The 15825-nt window shown below is 59.3% G+C and carries 15 protein-coding genes; 8 read left to right on the forward strand and 7 right to left on the reverse strand.

The features are described 5' to 3' along the window. Window positions 1-12 precede the first annotated feature (12 nt). Window positions 13-1677, reverse strand: coding sequence for an AMP-binding protein (locus ACP3TY_RS11915; RefSeq protein WP_426620063.1), 1665 nt, complete (start codon window positions 1675-1677; stop codon window positions 13-15). Between the two features lie 278 nt (window positions 1678-1955). Continuing rightward, window positions 1956-2972 carry an AraC family transcriptional regulator gene (locus ACP3TY_RS11920; RefSeq protein ID WP_426620468.1) on the reverse strand — a complete coding sequence of 339 codons (1017 nt, stop codon included), beginning with the start codon at window positions 2970-2972 and terminating at the stop codon, window positions 1956-1958. 288 nt (window positions 2973-3260) lie between these two features. Here ACP3TY_RS11920 and efeU point away from each other — a divergent pair, with 288 nt between their 5' ends. Genes efeU through efeO (ACP3TY_RS11940) form a run of 4 tightly spaced genes read left to right on the forward strand, consistent with a single transcriptional unit; the run spans window position 3261 to window position 7478 of the window. After that, window positions 3261-4100 (forward strand): iron uptake transporter permease EfeU, encoded by an 840-nt coding sequence (efeU, locus tag ACP3TY_RS11925; protein ID WP_426620064.1) that lies wholly within the window; start codon window positions 3261-3263, stop codon window positions 4098-4100. Window positions 4101-4108: 8 nt separating this feature from the next. Beyond that, window positions 4109-5308, forward strand: coding sequence for an iron uptake system protein EfeO (efeO, locus tag ACP3TY_RS11930; protein WP_159812224.1), 1200 nt, complete (start codon window positions 4109-4111; stop codon window positions 5306-5308). Between the two features lie 18 nt (window positions 5309-5326). Beyond that, window positions 5327-6625 carry an iron uptake transporter deferrochelatase/peroxidase subunit gene (gene efeB / locus ACP3TY_RS11935; RefSeq protein WP_282358849.1) on the forward strand — a complete coding sequence of 433 codons (1299 nt, stop codon included), beginning with the start codon at window positions 5327-5329 and terminating at the stop codon, window positions 6623-6625. A 28-nt stretch (window positions 6626-6653) separates the two neighbouring features. Further along, on the forward strand, window positions 6654-7478 hold the full coding sequence (efeO, locus tag ACP3TY_RS11940; protein WP_426620065.1) for an iron uptake system protein EfeO: 825 nt from the start codon (window positions 6654-6656) through the stop codon (window positions 7476-7478). Between the two features lie 108 nt (window positions 7479-7586). On the opposite strand, the gene pssA is transcribed toward efeO (ACP3TY_RS11940), so the two are convergent. Next, window positions 7587-8930, reverse strand: coding sequence for a CDP-diacylglycerol--serine O-phosphatidyltransferase (gene pssA / locus ACP3TY_RS11945; RefSeq protein ID WP_400644998.1), 1344 nt, complete (start codon window positions 8928-8930; stop codon window positions 7587-7589). Window positions 8931-9134: 204 nt separating this feature from the next. On the opposite strand from pssA, the gene ACP3TY_RS11950 reads away from it, so the two are divergent. After that, a complete protein-coding gene (locus ACP3TY_RS11950) occupies window positions 9135-9698 on the forward strand; it encodes a TetR/AcrR family transcriptional regulator (RefSeq protein WP_426620066.1) in 564 nt (187 codons plus the stop codon). A gap of 54 nt (window positions 9699-9752) precedes the next feature. Next, window positions 9753-10232 carry a DUF1348 family protein gene (locus tag ACP3TY_RS11955; RefSeq protein ID WP_426620067.1) on the forward strand — a complete coding sequence of 160 codons (480 nt, stop codon included), beginning with the start codon at window positions 9753-9755 and terminating at the stop codon, window positions 10230-10232. Window positions 10233-10342: 110 nt separating this feature from the next. On the opposite strand, the gene sfnG is transcribed toward ACP3TY_RS11955, so the two are convergent. Then, window positions 10343-11425 (reverse strand): dimethylsulfone monooxygenase SfnG, encoded by a 1083-nt coding sequence (gene sfnG, locus ACP3TY_RS11960; RefSeq protein ID WP_426620068.1) that lies wholly within the window; start codon window positions 11423-11425, stop codon window positions 10343-10345. 336 nt (window positions 11426-11761) lie between these two features. On the opposite strand from sfnG, the gene ACP3TY_RS11965 reads away from it, so the two are divergent. Continuing rightward, a complete protein-coding gene (locus ACP3TY_RS11965; RefSeq protein ID WP_053120291.1) occupies window positions 11762-12541 on the forward strand; it encodes a TSUP family transporter in 780 nt (259 codons plus the stop codon). Here ACP3TY_RS11965 and nudC read toward each other — a convergent pair. The 3 genes from nudC to ACP3TY_RS11980 form a co-directional block, all read right to left on the reverse strand. Further along, entirely contained in the window at window positions 12509-13339 is an 831-nt protein-coding gene (gene nudC, locus ACP3TY_RS11970; protein ID WP_426620069.1) for an NAD(+) diphosphatase, read from the reverse strand. The genes ACP3TY_RS11965 and nudC overlap by 33 nt on opposite strands. A gap of 6 nt (window positions 13340-13345) precedes the next feature. Further along, window positions 13346-14158, reverse strand: a complete 813-nt coding sequence (locus ACP3TY_RS11975) for a crotonase/enoyl-CoA hydratase family protein (protein WP_426620070.1) — start codon at window positions 14156-14158, stop codon at window positions 13346-13348. A 195-nt stretch (window positions 14159-14353) separates the two neighbouring features. Continuing rightward, entirely contained in the window at window positions 14354-15124 is a 771-nt protein-coding gene (locus ACP3TY_RS11980; protein WP_426620071.1) for a class I SAM-dependent methyltransferase, read from the reverse strand. Window positions 15125-15284: 160 nt separating this feature from the next. On the opposite strand from ACP3TY_RS11980, the gene ACP3TY_RS11985 reads away from it, so the two are divergent. Next, window positions 15285-15818, forward strand: coding sequence for a tetratricopeptide repeat protein (locus ACP3TY_RS11985; RefSeq protein ID WP_426620072.1), 534 nt, complete (start codon window positions 15285-15287; stop codon window positions 15816-15818). Window positions 15819-15825: the final 7 nt, after the last annotated feature.

Below are 15825 nucleotides of genomic sequence, written 5' to 3' on the forward strand. Positions count from 1 at the left end.
GTCTTTCCTGATTCAAGCTGAAACGTTATGCGCCGCGACCTCTTGAGCCTTGGCGATTTCCTGGTTGCGCAAGATAAAGCGCTGCAATTTGCCGCTCGGAGTCTTGGGCAATTCGCTGACAAATTCGATTTCACGCGGGTACGAATGCGCGGCGAGACGTTTACGCACGTGTTGCCGCAGTTCCTCGGCCAGCTCTGGCGCGGCACGGTATTGCGCACTCAGCACGACAAAGGCTTTGACCAGCTCGGTGCGCTCCGGATCGGGTTTGCCGACCACCGCCGCTTCGACCACCGCCGGGTGTTCGATCAACGCGCTTTCAACGTCGAACGGGCCGACGCGATAACCAGAAGTGGTGATCACATCATCGCTGCGACCGACGAAACTGATGCTGCCGTCCGGGTTCCATTCCACGGTGTCGCCGCTCAAGTAGTAATCGCCGACGAAGGCCTTGGTCGGCGCGCCTTCGTAGCCACCGAACCAGCACATCGGTGATTGCGGACGGTCGATGGCGAGGATGCCGGGCTGGCCGACACCGAGTTCGTGGTACTGATCATCGAGCACAACAATGCGATGGCCCGGCGAGGCGAAACCGGCAGCGCCTATGTGTACCGCGTGGTCGAGGCCGTGGTGATTGCACAACACCATGCCCAATTCGGTCTGGCCGTAGTGATCGTGAATAACCACGCCGAGGTTGTCGGCGAACCAGCGGATCACCTCCGGGTTCAGCGGCTCGCCGGCGCTACTGACAATGCGCAATTTGCCTTTGATCGACTTGGCGAATTCGTCACCGCCAGCAATCAGCAGACGATAGGCCGTCGGCGAACCGGTGAGGTTGGTGATGCTGTATTTATTGATCACCCGGCAGGTGCTTTCGAGGGTGAACGGGCCATCGTAAAAGGTGATCGGGTGGCCCATCGACAATGGGCCGGTGACGCCGAAATAAATGCCGTAGGCCCAGCCCGGATCGGCAACGTTCCAGAACGCATCTTCCGGGCGCAGATCGACGGCATCGCGGGTGTAGCTCTGGAACGCGACGATGGCTTTGAGCGGTACTGAGAGTGCTTTCGACGGGCCGGTGGTGCCCGAAGTGAACATCAGCAGAAACGGGTCTTCGCCGGTCAGCAGCACTGGCTCGCAGAGGTTGGAATAATTGGCGAGTTCGGCCCAAAAACTGAAATCGCCACGGACGATGCCCTGGCCTTTGGCGCCGCCGACGGTGACCAGGGTTGGGCAATCGGCGACTTCAGCGAGTTTCGGACGGTTGACCGCATCGGTGACCACGACTTTGGCCCCGGAGCTGTTCAGGCGATGTTCGAGGGCTTTCGGGCCGAACGCGGTGAACAGCGGTTGATAGACCGCGCCGATGCGCCAAGTGGCGAGCACGGTGATGAGCAATTCGATGTTGCGCGGCAGCAGGCCGGCGACCTTGTCACCCTTTTGCACGCCCTGAGCGAGAAGGAAATTGGCGAAACGCGCAGCTTTGTCCTGCAGGTCGCTGAAGGTGTATGTCGCACTGGCGCCGTCGCGGCCTTCCCAGAACAGCGCAATGCGCCCGGGCAAGGCGTGGCGGTCGCAGCATTCGACGCAGGCGTTGAGCGCCTCCAGCGTACCGCTGAGCGCGGCATCCACGGTGTGCTGATAGTTGAACTGTGCGGTGGCAGACAAGTAATCGCGCATTGCCAGAATCCCTCTGTGTTTTTATTAGGCTGGGAACCGTAAACAACAGAGGGATAGTCGCGCTGTGCGGGGGTTGGGGCAATGGTCAAAGCCATCAAAGTGGCTGACTGGTTTGGCCAAGACAGCTCAACATCGCCCTCCCTGTAGGAGCTGCCGAAGGCTGCGATCTTTTGACGTTTATTTTTTTAGAACAGGATCAAAAGATCGCAGCCTTCGGCAGCTCCTACAGGGGAGTGCCTTTCAAATGTAGGAGTGAGCCTGCTCGCGATAGGGCCGGGTCAGACAACCTCATTGATGATTAGCGTCCGATAGTGCCCCGGATTCGACCCCGACCATTTACGAAACGCCTTATAAAACGAACTCGCATCGGCAAACCCCAACCGACTCGCAATCTCGACAAAACTGATCGAAGGCTCCGCCAGCCAGACAATCGCCAATTCCTTGCGCACGCTGTCCTTGAGCCCCTGATACGTCTGCCCTTCCTCGGCCAGTCTTCGGCGCAAGGTCGAGGCCGACATGCACAATTGCTGCGCCAGGGCCTCGGTTTCCGGCCACTGCTCGGCCGGCAACTCTCGCAAATCCTGCTTGATCCGACTCGCAAGACTCTCCGGGTCGCGGTACTTCACCAGAATGTTCGCCGGCGCATGGGCCAGAAAGCGTTTCAACTCTTCGGCAGACCGCTTGATCGGCAGATCGAGGCAATCCGCCGAGAAGATCATCCGCGTGCGCGGTCGATCGAAACGCAGGTTCTCGGAAAACATCACCCGATAGTCATCGGTGAAATCCGGCTCAGCGCAACGCAATTCGATCGCCAGAATCGGAATCCGCCGCCCCGCCAGCCAACAGGCGACGCCGTGGACGATCATCCAGTAAGTGAAATAGGTGAAGGCGCGACGCGGTTCGGGGTCATCCTCAAGCAGAACGATTTCGGCGAGGCTCTGCTGATGCACCAACTGCGCCGGCATGCGCTCCAGCATCAGCGAGAGAAAACTCAAACCCGTACTCAAACCCGCGGCAAGCGTGGGTTGCGCCATGGCGCTGCGGCAGAGGAACTCCAGACTGCCGGACTTGAGCCGGCGCGGATCCATGCCGAAGAATTCGTCGTCACCGCGCCGGGCCAGCAGACGCCAGAGTTTGGCGTATTGCGAGGCTGGCACCCGACCGTTGTCGGTTTGCAGCAGCGACGGATCAATCCCGACTTTGTTCAAGACTTCGTCCGTGGCCACGCCCGGGGCACAACTTTGCAGCAGCGCTTCACGCACCAGTTGAACGGCGATGGTGTCTTTTTCCGACATGGAGCGCGCGTATTCCTGTTGTTTTTTCGATGACACGCATCTTACCTCAGGCCACACGAAACCCTATGTAGGAGCTGCCGAAGGCTGCGATCTTTTGATTTTCAAAACCAAGATCAAAAGATCGCAGCCTTCGGCAGCTCCTACAAAGTTCCGGTGTCACCCGCATGAGAATGGTTGTTCTTTACTTTGTTCAGCTTCTGTTCAGGTTTGTGTCAATGATTGTCATGTGAGAATGGTTGTCATTATGTTACAACTTGTAACCCCTCAGAATGATTCGTTGGACACCTAATGCTCGTTCCTTTTCTGATCATGCTGCGCGAAGGCATCGAAGCCGCGCTGATCGTTGGCATCATCGCCAGTTACCTCCAGCAAACCGGCCGTGGCCAGTGGATGCCTGCCGTGTGGATCGGCGTTTTCCTCGCCGCCGCCCTCGCCCTGCTGGTCGGTGGCGGTCTGGAGCTGGTCAGCGCCGAATTCCCGCAAAAGCAGCAGGAACTGTTTGAAGGCATCGTCGGGCTGGTCGCCGTGGGGATTCTCAGTTCGATGGTGTTCTGGATGCGCAAAGTCGCGCGTTCAATCAAGCATTCGCTGCAAGCTTCGCTTGATCACGCGCTGACTTCTTCCAAGCATCAGGTCATTGCACTGATCGCCATGGTCTTCTTTGCCGTGGCCCGCGAAGGTCTGGAAACGGTGTTCTTCCTGCTCGCGGTGTTCCAGCAAAGCGAAGGCCCGGGCGCGCCGATCGGTGCCCTGCTCGGCCTGATCCTGGCGATCATCGTTGGCTTCCTGATCTACAGCGGCAGCATGCGCCTCAATCTTTCCGCATTCTTCAAGTGGACCGGCCTGTTCATTCTGGTGGTCGCCGCCGGGATTCTCGCCAACTCGGTGCAGGCGCTGCATGAAGCTGGGCTGTGGAACCACCTGCAAACCGTGCTGTTCGACTTCAGCGCGACGCTGCCGATGGATGGCCCGCTGGGCTCGGTGCTGGCCGGCATGTTCGGTTACCAGGATGCACCGACCATCAGCACCCTCGGTGCCTATGTGATTTATCTAGTAGTGGCGCTGGTGATGTTCTTTCTCCCCGCGCCCAAACCCGCCGCGCAATCGTCTTCCGTTTCCAGCCAATAAGGGCATTCATGTCAAAGCCTAATACTCCTCAGGCCTCCCCTCCCCGCGCCTTGCGTTGGGCGGTGGCCGGTTCGGTGGTCATCATGATCGCCGCCGGTGGCCTGTTCTGGTACGCCTCGAAAATGGCTGCGGCCAAGCGTCAGCACAATCACGATGAAGTGGTGGTGAACATCCATCCGGGCAGTTGCGAGCCGAATGCGCTGACCGTGCCGGCCGGTCGCGCCAGCTTCCGTATCGTCAACCGCTCCGACCGCGCGGTGGAATGGGAAATCCTCGACGGCGTGCTGGTTGTCGAAGAGCGCGAGAACATCGCGCCCGGCCTGAGCCAGGTGATCAACGCCAATCTGCAACCGGGCGATTACGCGATCACCTGCGGGCTGCTGAGCAACCCGCGCGGCACCTTGCACGTCACGCCGACTGCCGCCTCTGATGCGGCCGCGAAAGCCAAGCCGTCGATGGTGGCTTTCGTTGGGCCGCTGTCGGAATTTCGTGTGTACCTGGCCAGCCAGAGCAGCGTGCTGATCAAAGCCGTGACCGCGCTCAATCAAGCGATTGAAAGCGGTGATTTGAGTCAGGCTCAGGCGTTGTACCTGCCGGCCCGTGCGGCTTATCAGCGTCTGGCCCCGGCCGCTCAACGCCTGGCCGAACTGGACAACAGCATCAACGCCCGCGCCGATTATTTCGAAAAACGCGAACAGGATCCGGCCTTCGTCGGCTTCCATCGCCTCGAATTCGGCCTGTTCCAACAGCGCAAACTCGATGAACTGGCGCCGATTGGCCAACGTCTGCTCAGCGACGTCACCACGCTCAAACAGCAACTGCTCGCGCAATCGCTGCCACCGGAGCAACTGGTGAACATCGTCGTGCGCAACCTCAACACCTTGGCCGACGTGCGCGCCGCCAGCGGTGAAGAGGAACGCTACAGCCACAGCGATCTCAACGGTTTTGCCGCTAATGCTGAAACCGCGCACAAAGTCGTCGATCTGCTGCGGCCAATGCTGAGCAAGTCAGCCGCTGACCTGCTGCCGAAAATCGACAAGGCACTGACGGACTTCGACACACAACTCAACAGCTACAAGATCAAGGACGGCTACGCCAGCTACGACTCCGTCAGCGGCGAACAACGCAAGCAGATCGCCGACAAGGCCCAGGCTCTGGCCGACGCGCTTGATGGCATTGATCCCGCCCTCGGCCTCTCCGGCCTGTAAGCAGAAGACGAATTCGCGATGAAAGATTTGGAACCTCTCAACCTGCAACGTCGCCGTGTCCTGATGGGCATGGGCGCCGCCGGTGTCGCCCTCGCCGGATCAGCCCTGAGCTGCCCGGCCATGGCCGCCGCGCCGGCGCAAGTCACCGAAGCACCGAGCAGCGACAAAACCGAAGACCGCCACGATTTTCACGGCGTCCACCAGACCGGCATCGTCACCCCGCGCCCGGCGTCGGGCATGCTCGTTTCGTTCGACGTGTTGGCCAGTGATCGTGAAGACCTTGAGCGACTGTTTCGCACCCTCAACGAGCGCATCGCCTTCCTGATGAAGGGCGGCCCGGTTGAGCAAATCGATCCGAAGTTGCCGCCACCGGACTCCGGCATCCTCGGTCCGAACGTGACGCCGGACAACCTGACCATCACCGTTTCCGTCGGCGAATCGCTGTTCGACGAGCGCTTCGGTCTGGCCGACGCCAAGCCCAAGCGCCTGCAACGCATGGTCGGTTTCCCCAACGATGCGCTGGAGGCCGATTGCTGCCACGGCGACCTGAGTTTGCAGTTCTGCTCCAACACCACCGACACCAACATTCACGCCCTGCGCGACATCGTCAAAAACCTGCCCGACTTGCTGCTGGTGCGCTGGAAACAGGAAGGCAGCGTGCCGCCGCAAGCCCCGGCGAAACCCGGTGTGCCGGCGCAATCGGCGCGTAACTTTCTTGGTTTTCGCGACGGCTCGGCCAACCCGAATTCCAACGATGCGAAAGCCATGGACAACATCGTCTGGGTGCAACCGGGCAGCGATGAGCCGGCCTGGGCTGCGCATGGTAGCTACCAAGCGGTGCGGATCATTCGCAACTTTGTCGAGCGTTGGGATCGCACGCCGCTGCAGGAACAGGAAAGCATCCTCGGGCGGGTAAAAACCTCCGGCGCGCCTATCGGTGGCAAACACGAAACTGAAGTCCCGGACTATCACAAAGACCCGGAAGGCAAGCTGACCAAGCTCGACGCGCACATTCGCCTGGCCAACCCGCGCACCGCTGCGAGCCAGGCCAACCTGATCCTGCGTCGGCCGTTCAACTATTCCAACGGCGTCAACAAGAACGGCCAGCTCGACATGGGCCTGCTGTTCATCTGTTACCAGGCTGATCTGGAAAAAGGCTTTATCACCGTGCAGACCCGCCTCAACGGCGAACCGCTTGAGGAATACCTCAAACCGGTCGGCGGCGGTTACTTCTTCACCCTGCCGGGTGTCACGGGCGACAAGGATTTCATCGGTCGCTCGCTGCTCAACGCCACACAACCCAAAACCGCTGCCTAAAAACAACATTCAACACTGGAGCCGCCCCATGAAGAAGACGCCACTCGCGTTATTGCTGACCCTTGGTTTGCTCAACACCCCGCTGTCGGCGTTCGCCGCGATAGCGCCGCTGGATCTGGTCGGGCCGGTGTCGGACTACAAGATTTACGTCACCGAGCAACTCGATGAGCTGGGCAGCCACACGCAACAATTCACCGATGCGGTGAAGAAAGGCGACCTGGCCACCGCGCAAAAGCTCTACGCCCCGACCCGCGTTTACTACGAGTCGATCGAGCCGATTGCCGAGCTGTTCAGTGACCTCGATGCGTCCATCGATTCGCGCGTCGACGACCACGAGAAAGGCGTGAAGGCTGATGACTTCACCGGGTTTCACCGCATCGAGTACACGCTGTTCTCGGAGAAAAGCACCCAGGGCCTGAACGAGCTGGCAGACAAGCTCAACAGCGACGTCAAAGACCTGCAAACCCGCGTCGCCGGCCTGACCTTCCCGCCTGAGAAAGTCGTGGGTGGCGCTGCTGCGTTGCTGGAAGAAGTCGCTGCAACCAAGATTTCCGGCGAAGAAGATCGTTACAGCCACACCGACCTGTATGACTTCCAGGGCAACATCGACGGCGCGAAGAAAATTGTCGATTTGTTCCGTCCGCAGATCGAGAAGCAGGACAATGCGTTCATCGCGAAGGTCGACAAGAACTTCGCCACGGTTGACAAGATTCTGGCCAAGTACAAGACCAAGGATGGTGGGTTTGAGACGTATGACAAGGTGAAGGATAACGATCGTAAAGCGCTGGTCGGGCCGGTGAATACGTTGGCGGAAGACCTGTCCACGTTGCGTGGGAAGTTGGGTCTCAACTGACAGATTTGATTTGTTGGCAGAAAAGATCGCAGCCTTCGGCAGCTCCTACATTGGGCGGTGTACACCCTGTAGGAGCTGCCGGAGGCTGCGATCTTTTGCTTTTAACCGTCAGAGAATCCGGTACAGCAACCGCTCAATCCGTACCCGACTCACGCGCTTGAGAAACTTCGCCACCGCGCCCGGATACTCCGGCAACGTCTCAAGATTCTGAAAGCTGTCAATCCGCGTGGTATGGCGGAAAATCTCTTCCAGCTCCTTCGCTCGTGGTTCCAGCCATTCGCCTTTCGGATCTTCAATCAGCAGCGCGTTTTCCAGATCCAGACGGAACGCTCGCGGGTTGAGGTTATTGCCCGTCAACAACGTATAACGCTGATCGACCCACATGCCCTTGAGGTGATAGGTGTTGTCGCCATCACGCCACAAGTGCAAGTTCAATTGGCCGCTGTCGATATTGCGCTGATGCCGTTTGGCAAAGCGGCGCAGGCTGATCTCGTACAGATACGGCAGCGCGGCGATGACCTTGAACGGCTCGCTCGGCGGAATGTAGAAATCGTTGGCGGTTTTGTCGCCGACGACGATGTCGATCTTCACGCCACGGGCCAATGCGCGGTTGATCTCGCGGATCACGCCCAGCGGCAAGTTGAAGTACGGCGTGCAGATGGTCAGCTGTTTTTGCGCGCTGGCAATCAGTTCGAGAATCGCCCGGTTCAGCGGGTTGTTCTTGCCGACGCCGAGCAACGGTGTCACCGACAGACCGTCTCTGGCGGTGCTGCCAGTGGCCGTGTCGTACGTTGCATATTTGAGGCGGCTGCGCAGATCACCGATGTCGTTGCGCAGGCTGCGCGTAGTCGGCAGGTTCGGCAGGTCGAGGCGATGCACGGCTTTGGATTCGATCAGGCCGTGCTTGACCAGATGATGCATCGAGTCCGCCAGTTCGTGGCTTTGCAGCACGTGATAACGGTCAAACCGGTACTTATCGAACTTGTGCAGGTAAACGTTGTTCAGGCTCGCACCGCTGTAGACCACGCAATCGTCGATCACGAAGCCCTTCAAATGCAGCACGCCGAACAGTTCGCGGGTCTGCACCGGCACGCCGTACACCGGCACTTCGCTCTGGTGCGTACGGGTCATTTCCTGGTACCACGCGGAATTGCCCGGCTGCTTGCCGGCACCGATCAGCCCGCGCTGCGCGCGCAGCCAGTCGACGACCACGGCGATTTCCAGCTCAGGACGTTTGAGCTTGGCGGCGTGGAGAGCATCGAGAATTTCCTGACCGGCTTCGTCTTGCTGCAGATACAGCGCAACGATGTAGATGCGCTGGGTCGCCGCAGCGATTTTTTCCAGCAGGCAACGACGGAACTCGGCGGCGCCGGACAGAATGGTCACGGCCTCGGCGGTCAGCGGGAAGCTGCGCAGTTTAGGCAGCAAGGAACGTTTGAAAAGCAACGGCATAGGGCTCGCAATGGGTCGAATCCGAAGAACCCGAGAGCTTACACCATCGCATCCTTCGGGTCTTGTTAGAGCCCTCAAACAGATCAAAAGATCGCAGCCTTCGGCAGCTCCTACATTGGCCCGTGTAGGAGCTGCCGAAGGCTGCGATCTTTTGATCTTAAAAAACAATTGCAAAAGGAGAACGCCCGTTCTACTGTCGGCCACATGAACGAACTAATCAATACCGAAACCCGCGACATCATCCTCGACGTCACCGAAAAACTGATCTACAAAAGTGGCATCGCTGCCACCAGCATGGATCTCCTGGTGAAAACCGCCGGCGTCTCGAGAAAAAGCATCTACCGTTATTTTGCGGACAAAGACCAACTGGTCGCCGCCGCTCTGCAACGCCGCGACATTCGCTGGATGCACTGGTACCGAAACGCCGTTGATCAAGCCGAAACCCCGGCCGATCGCCTGCTCAACCTGTTTACCGTGCTCAAGGAGTGGTTCGCCTCGGAAGGTTTCCGTGGTTGCGCCTTCATCAACACCAGCGGCGAAACCGGTGATCCACAGAATCCGGTGCGTCTGATCGCCAAGGAACACAAACAGAAGCTGCTCGACTACGTGGTTGAGCTATGTACCGAACAGGGCGTCGCGGATCCGCAGCAACTGGCCAGACAGCTGCTGATCCTGATTGATGGCGCCATTACCGTCGCGCGGGTGATGGGCGATCACAGTGCCGCCGATAACGCGCAAAACATGGCGCGAAAGTTGTTGGATCTGTAATGCCTTTATAAGCCGGACTTGTTGTTAAACCGCAAACCCTATCGGGAGTCTGATATGTCTACTGCAGCGCAAGTACGTCCGCCATTGCCACCCTTCAACCGCGAGTCGGCGATCGAGAAAGTGCGTCTGGCCGAAGATGGCTGGAATTCCCGCGATCCGGAAAAGGTTTCGCTGGCCTACACCCTCGACACCAAATGGCGCAACCGCGCCGAGTTCGCCGACAACCGCGAAGCAGCCAAAGCCTTCCTGACGCGCAAGTGGGCGAAAGAGCTGGATTACCGCTTGATCAAAGAACTCTGGGCCTACTCCGACACGCGCATCGCGGTGCGTTACGCCTATGAATGGCACGACGATTCGGGCAACTGGTTCCGTTCTTACGGCAACGAGAACTGGGAGTTTGATGAGCAAGGCCTGATGTTCCAGCGCTATGCGTGCATCAATGACCTGCCGATCAAAGAGAGCGAACGCAAATTCCACTGGCCACTGGGCCGCCGCCCGGATGATCACCCAAGCCTTTCCGACCTGGGCCTGTAACAATCTTCCCTGTAGGAGCTGCCGAAGGCTGCGATCTTTTGATCTTGATCCTAAAAGCAACATCAAAAGATCGCAGCCTTCGGCAGCTCCTACAAGGGGATGTGCTGCGGTCAGGCAACGGCGGCGGTCTTCTCGGCCTCAAGTTCGCGCACTAGCGGCAACACCCGCTCACCGAAATATTCCACTTCTTCCTGAAAGTGCAGAAACCCCGCCACCACCAGATCCACACCCACCGCTTTCAACGCTACGATCCGCTCGGCGATCTGTAACGGCGTACCAATCAAATTGGTCTTGAAGCCATCGTTGTACTGCACCAGATCCTCAAAGGTTGATTTCGCCCAGTTGCCTTCACCCTCCGGCGACGCGCTGCCCGCCTGTTTCGCCGCATCGCCAAACGCGTTCACCGCTTCCGGATCGGCCTGATCGATGATCTGCGCCAAAACAGCTCGCGCTTCTTCTTCGGTGTCGCGGGCAATCACGAACGCATTGACGCCAATCTTCACCGCATGATTATTTGCCGCTGACTTGGCACGAATATCGTCAACCTGCGCCTTGATCCCTTCGACGCTGTTGCCGTTGGTGAAATACCAGTCCGACACCCGCGCGGCCATGTCTCGCGCGGCGCGGGAACTGCCGCCCTGAAAGATTTCCGGCCGCCCAAGCGGTTTCGGTTTCAGGCTGTAATGGTCGAAACGGTAGAAGTCGCCGCGAAAGGTGAAGTTGTCCTGACTCCATACACCGCGCAGGCAGCGAATGAATTCTTCGGAACGGCGATAACGCTCGTCGTGCTCCAGCCAGTGCTCGCCAATCGCCTGAAACTCGCCTTTGAACCAGCCGCTGACGATGTTCACCGCGATGCGGCCGTTGGTGAGTTGATCGATGGTCGCCAGTTGCTTCGCCGCGAGCGCCGGTTGCCACGGGCCGGGCAGGAGCGCGGCGATGACTTTGAGCTTGGTCGTCGCGGCCAGCAGTGCATGACTGAACGCAACCGATTCATGCTGAAACTCGGCGCCGTAACCGGCGGTGAAGCGGATCTGCGTCAGCGCGTATTCAAACCCGGCGGCTTCGGCGATCTGCGCGAGTTTGCGGTTGTAGTCGATGCCCCAATCGGTGCGCTGTTCGATCTTGCTGACCACCAGCCCACCGCTGACGTTTGGCACCCAGTAGGCAAATTTGACGGGTTGCTGGCTCATTGGCGTGTCCTCGGGATGTTTTGGGAGATGGGAGAGGTAGAGCAGCAAGTGTGCCAGCCTGAAAATGCCCGGTTTTGTTGGGTTTTTCAGTTGTGCAGATGTTTTGTGGAAGGGGATTTGTTGGTGGGTTGTTGTGTGGCCAACAGTTGGTTTGGGGCCGGCATGAAGAATGCCTTCGCGAGCAGGCTCGCTCCCACAGGGTGGAGTGCATTTCAAAATGTGGGAGCGAGCCTGCTCGCGAAGGCGTCCGATGGGTCGCAGCAACACTTGGAAATGAGTAACATAACCGCCCTCCCCGCAGCTCCCGTTCTGCGCCCTGCCGAATAAGCCGATTCCATGCCTTTCGAACTCAGCGTTGACCTCACCACCCTGGCGATTCTCGCCCTTGTCGCTTTCGTTGCCGGTTTCATCGACGCCATCGCCGGCGGTGGCGGTCTGTTGACCACACCCGCGTTGCTCACCGCTGGCCTGCCGCCGCACCTGGTGTTGGGCACCAACAAACTCAGTTCAACGTTCGGCTCGGCGACCGCCAGTTTCACCTTCTACCGCCGCAAGTTGTTCCATCCACGGCAATGGGTTCACGCCATTGTCGGCACACTGGTCGGCGCATTGACCGGTGCCGTCGTCGCCCATTACCTGCCGGCTGAATGGCTGAACAAGATGCTCCCGGTGATCGTCTTCGCTTGCGGCCTGTACCTGTTGTTCGGCGGCACGCCAAAAGCACCGCTGGACAGCGACGCGCCGATCAAAAAGAAATGGCAATCGACCCAAGGCTTCAGCCTCGGTTTCTACGACGGTGTCGCCGGCCCCGGTACCGGCGCGTTCTGGACGGTGAGCAGCCTGCTGCTGTACCCCATCGATCTGGTCAAGGCCAGCGGCGTGGCGCGCAGCATGAACTTCGTCAGCAACATTGCGGCGCTGTCGGTGTTCGTGTTTTCCGGGCAGGTGGACTGGATCATCGGCCTAAGCATGGGCCTGTCGGTGATGGTCGGCGCGTTCTTTGGCGCGCGCACCGCGATCAGCGGCGGCGCCAAGTTCATTCGCCCGGTGTTCATCACCGTGGTGCTGGGTCTGACCGTGCGCCTAGCCTGGCAGCACTGGTTCAGCGTGGCCTAAGCGCCGCGCCACGTAGACGTCGATCAGGTAACGGGCAATCGACTTGGACGCCGGCAACGGCGGCAGGTCGTGCACGTTGAACCACTGGGCGTCTTCGATCTCGTCTTCCTGACAGACAATCTCGCCCCCCGCGTATTCGGCATGGAAGCCGAGCATCATCGAATGCGGGAACGGCCAGCACTGGCTGCCCAGGTATTGGATGTTCTTCACCTCGATCTGCACTTCTTCGCGCACTTCCCGAATCAGGCATTCCTCCGCCGACTCGCCCGGCTCGGCAAACCCGGCCAGCGTGCTGTAGACCCCGCTGACGAAACGCGGTGAGCGCGCCAGCAGAATCTCGTCGCCGCGAGTGATCAGCACAATCATGCTCGGCGAAATACGCGGATAGCTGCGCAGATCGCATGGCTGGCAATACATCGCCCGCTCGCGCGGCACCTGCGTCATTGCCTGTCCGCAGTTTCCGCAGAATCGATGCTCGCGCGCCCAAGTGCCAATCTGCGCGGCGTAACCGAGCACTTTGTAAATCGTGTGATCACCCTCGAGCATGAACGCCCGCAGACCTTTCCAGATGCACCCCGGCACCTCGCTGGCGCTGCGCAACTCCAACAGATACACCGGCTCGCCGTCGAGATGGCCAATGCCGTGCTCGGTGAGGACTGACAAGTCCTGACGCTTGAGCCATTCCCGGGGGAACAGCGCGCCGTTGTCATCGAACAGAAAGCCTTCCGGGCTGCGCGCGACGGCCCAGCCGCCCGGTTGATCGGTGTCGAGTACTGCAGTGGTCCAGCGAGCTGTCATGGTTTCTCAGTCCAGGAATTCGGGTTTCTGTTTGCTCATATGGGCGGCCATGGCCACGCGCAAGTCGGTGGATTGCAGCATGGCGGCATTCCAGGTGGCAACGTATTCAAGGCCGTCGTCGATGCGATGGTCGCGCATGTAGCTGATCATTTCCTTGGTGCCGGTGACCGCAATCGGCGACTTCGAGGCGATTTCGCGAGCGATGTCGAGCACGCCTTCGAGCAGCGCGTCTTTATCGCTGTAAACGCGATTGACCAGGCCAATGCTGCGCGCCTCTTCTGCGCCGAAGGTGCGACCGGTGTAAGCCAGCTCACGCAGCATGCCGTCACCGATGATTCGTGGCAACCGTTGCAAAGTGCCAACATCGGCGGCCATGCCGATATCGATTTCCTTGATTGAGAACTGCGCGTCTTCGGCGGCGTAACGCATGTCGCAGGCAGCGATCAGGTCGATCGCACCGCCCAGGCAGTAACCCTGAATCGCCGCGAGCACCGGTTTGCGGCAATTGTCGACGGCGTTGAACGAGGCTTGCAGGGTGAGGATCTTGCGCCGCAGCAGGCGCGCGTTACGGCCGACGTCCTTGCCCAGTTCATTGGCGACGCCGGCGAGCATCATCAAATCGATGCCCGAGGAGAAATGTTTACCGTTGCCGCTGAGCACCACCACGCGCACTTCGTCGGTGTCGTCGATCCACTGGAAGATCTCGACGATCTCGCTCCAGAACGCCGCGTTCATCGAGTTGATCTTTTCCGGGCGATTGATCTGCACATGGGCGATGTTGTCGGCCAGTTCGACGCTGAAGGCGGAGTATTGAGTCATGGCAGTGATCCTTTACCGGGCAGAAAATGAGGCCCGAACTATAACAAGGCATCACGGTGGCGGTTCGGACAAATGCGGGACTGACTTGAAGAGATGTACTGCAACCCTCCACCCCGTAGGAGCTGCCGCAGGCTGCGATCTTTTGATGTTGTTTTTTAAAAGACAGGATCAAAAGATCGCAGCCTGCGGCAGCTCCTACGGGGACTTGCGTGTCACGAAGGCTGCGGTTTCGTAGGGAACCGTCACCACATCCCGGCCCCGCAGCTCCGGCTCAGACTGGATCAACGCGCGAATTTGCTCATCCACCGTCGCCCGCTGCGCCTCTGGCAGCGAGGCAATAAAACTGGTCGAACGCACCCGGTTGAACAGCACATCCTCCGCCGACCCGGTATGCCCATTGTGAAACTGCTGCACCTGCAACGGCCCAAACGCCGGATGCGGAAATGCTTTGCGCCATTCACCGGTGTAGTAACGCGGCGTATCGCCCTCCAGCGCATTGACGATCGCGTCCAGCTTCGGCACCCAACTGACTCGCGTATCACGCAGGTTCCAGATCAACCCGAGCCTGCCGCCGGGCTTAAGTACCCGAGCGATTTCCGTCAGCGCCTCTGCACTGGCAAACCAATGAAACGCCTGCGCACAGACCACCACATCCACCGAGGCATCCGGCAACGGCAAATCCGTCGCCGTGCCGTGTACAGCCAGCACCTGCGGCCAGGCATCGGCGAGTTTTTCCAGCATCTGCGCCACCGGTTCAACGGCAATCACCTGCGCGCCCGTCGCTAGCAACCGGCCAGTGAACTTGCCGGTACCAGCGCCCAGATCGATCACGGTTTGGTGATTATCCAGCCCCAACGTTGCGCTCAGCCAGTCGCTGACTTGAGGCGGGTAATCCGGGCGTCCTTTGACGTAGGTATCGGCAGCGGTTTTGTAGCCGCCAGTGGCGTGATGGAGCTGATCGTTCATGGCAGTTCCCCTATATGGCAGAGCTTCGGATCAACGGCAGACGCTCACGAGCATAGCGCCGGAATTTGTGCCTCACTTGAACAGTCACTGACAAAGCAATGAATAAAATTTCACGCTGTGGTGTTCAAAGTGAAACATAACCTCCTGTGGAGCCTTGCCCATGACTATCCGTTCCGTTATGTTCGCCGCCCCGTTGCTGCTGGTCGCCGCGATGTCCAGCCATTTGGCCTTCGCCAACGGTGATGAAGACGAGCCGGTGAAGAAGCCCGAATGCCCGAAAGGCCAGGTCTGGGACAGCAAGTCGCAGAAATGCGCGCTGCAAACCAGCAGCCTGTTGCCGGACGCCGATCGCACCGACTACGCCTATCGACTGGCCAAGGACGGGCGCTACGAAGAAGCGCTGGCACTGCTCGACACACTGCAACAACCGAACACCGCCAAAGCCCTCAACTATCGCGGTTACGCCACGCGCAAACTGGGGCGCACCGACGAAGGCATCGGCTATTACCTGCAATCGGTGAAACTCGATCCGCAGTACGCGCAAGTGCGCGAATACCTCGGCGAAGCCTATGTGATCAAAGGCCGCGTCGACCTGGCGCAAGAACAGTTGCAGCAGATCAAATCGATTTGCGGCACGTCCTGCGAGGAATATCAGGATCTGGCGCAAGCCATCAACGACTCATCAAAAACCTGACCTATCA

Origin of the sequence: Pseudomonas rustica (genome assembly GCF_049959085.1) — a bacterium.
Taxonomy (GTDB): domain Bacteria; phylum Pseudomonadota; class Gammaproteobacteria; order Pseudomonadales; family Pseudomonadaceae; genus Aquipseudomonas; species Aquipseudomonas rustica.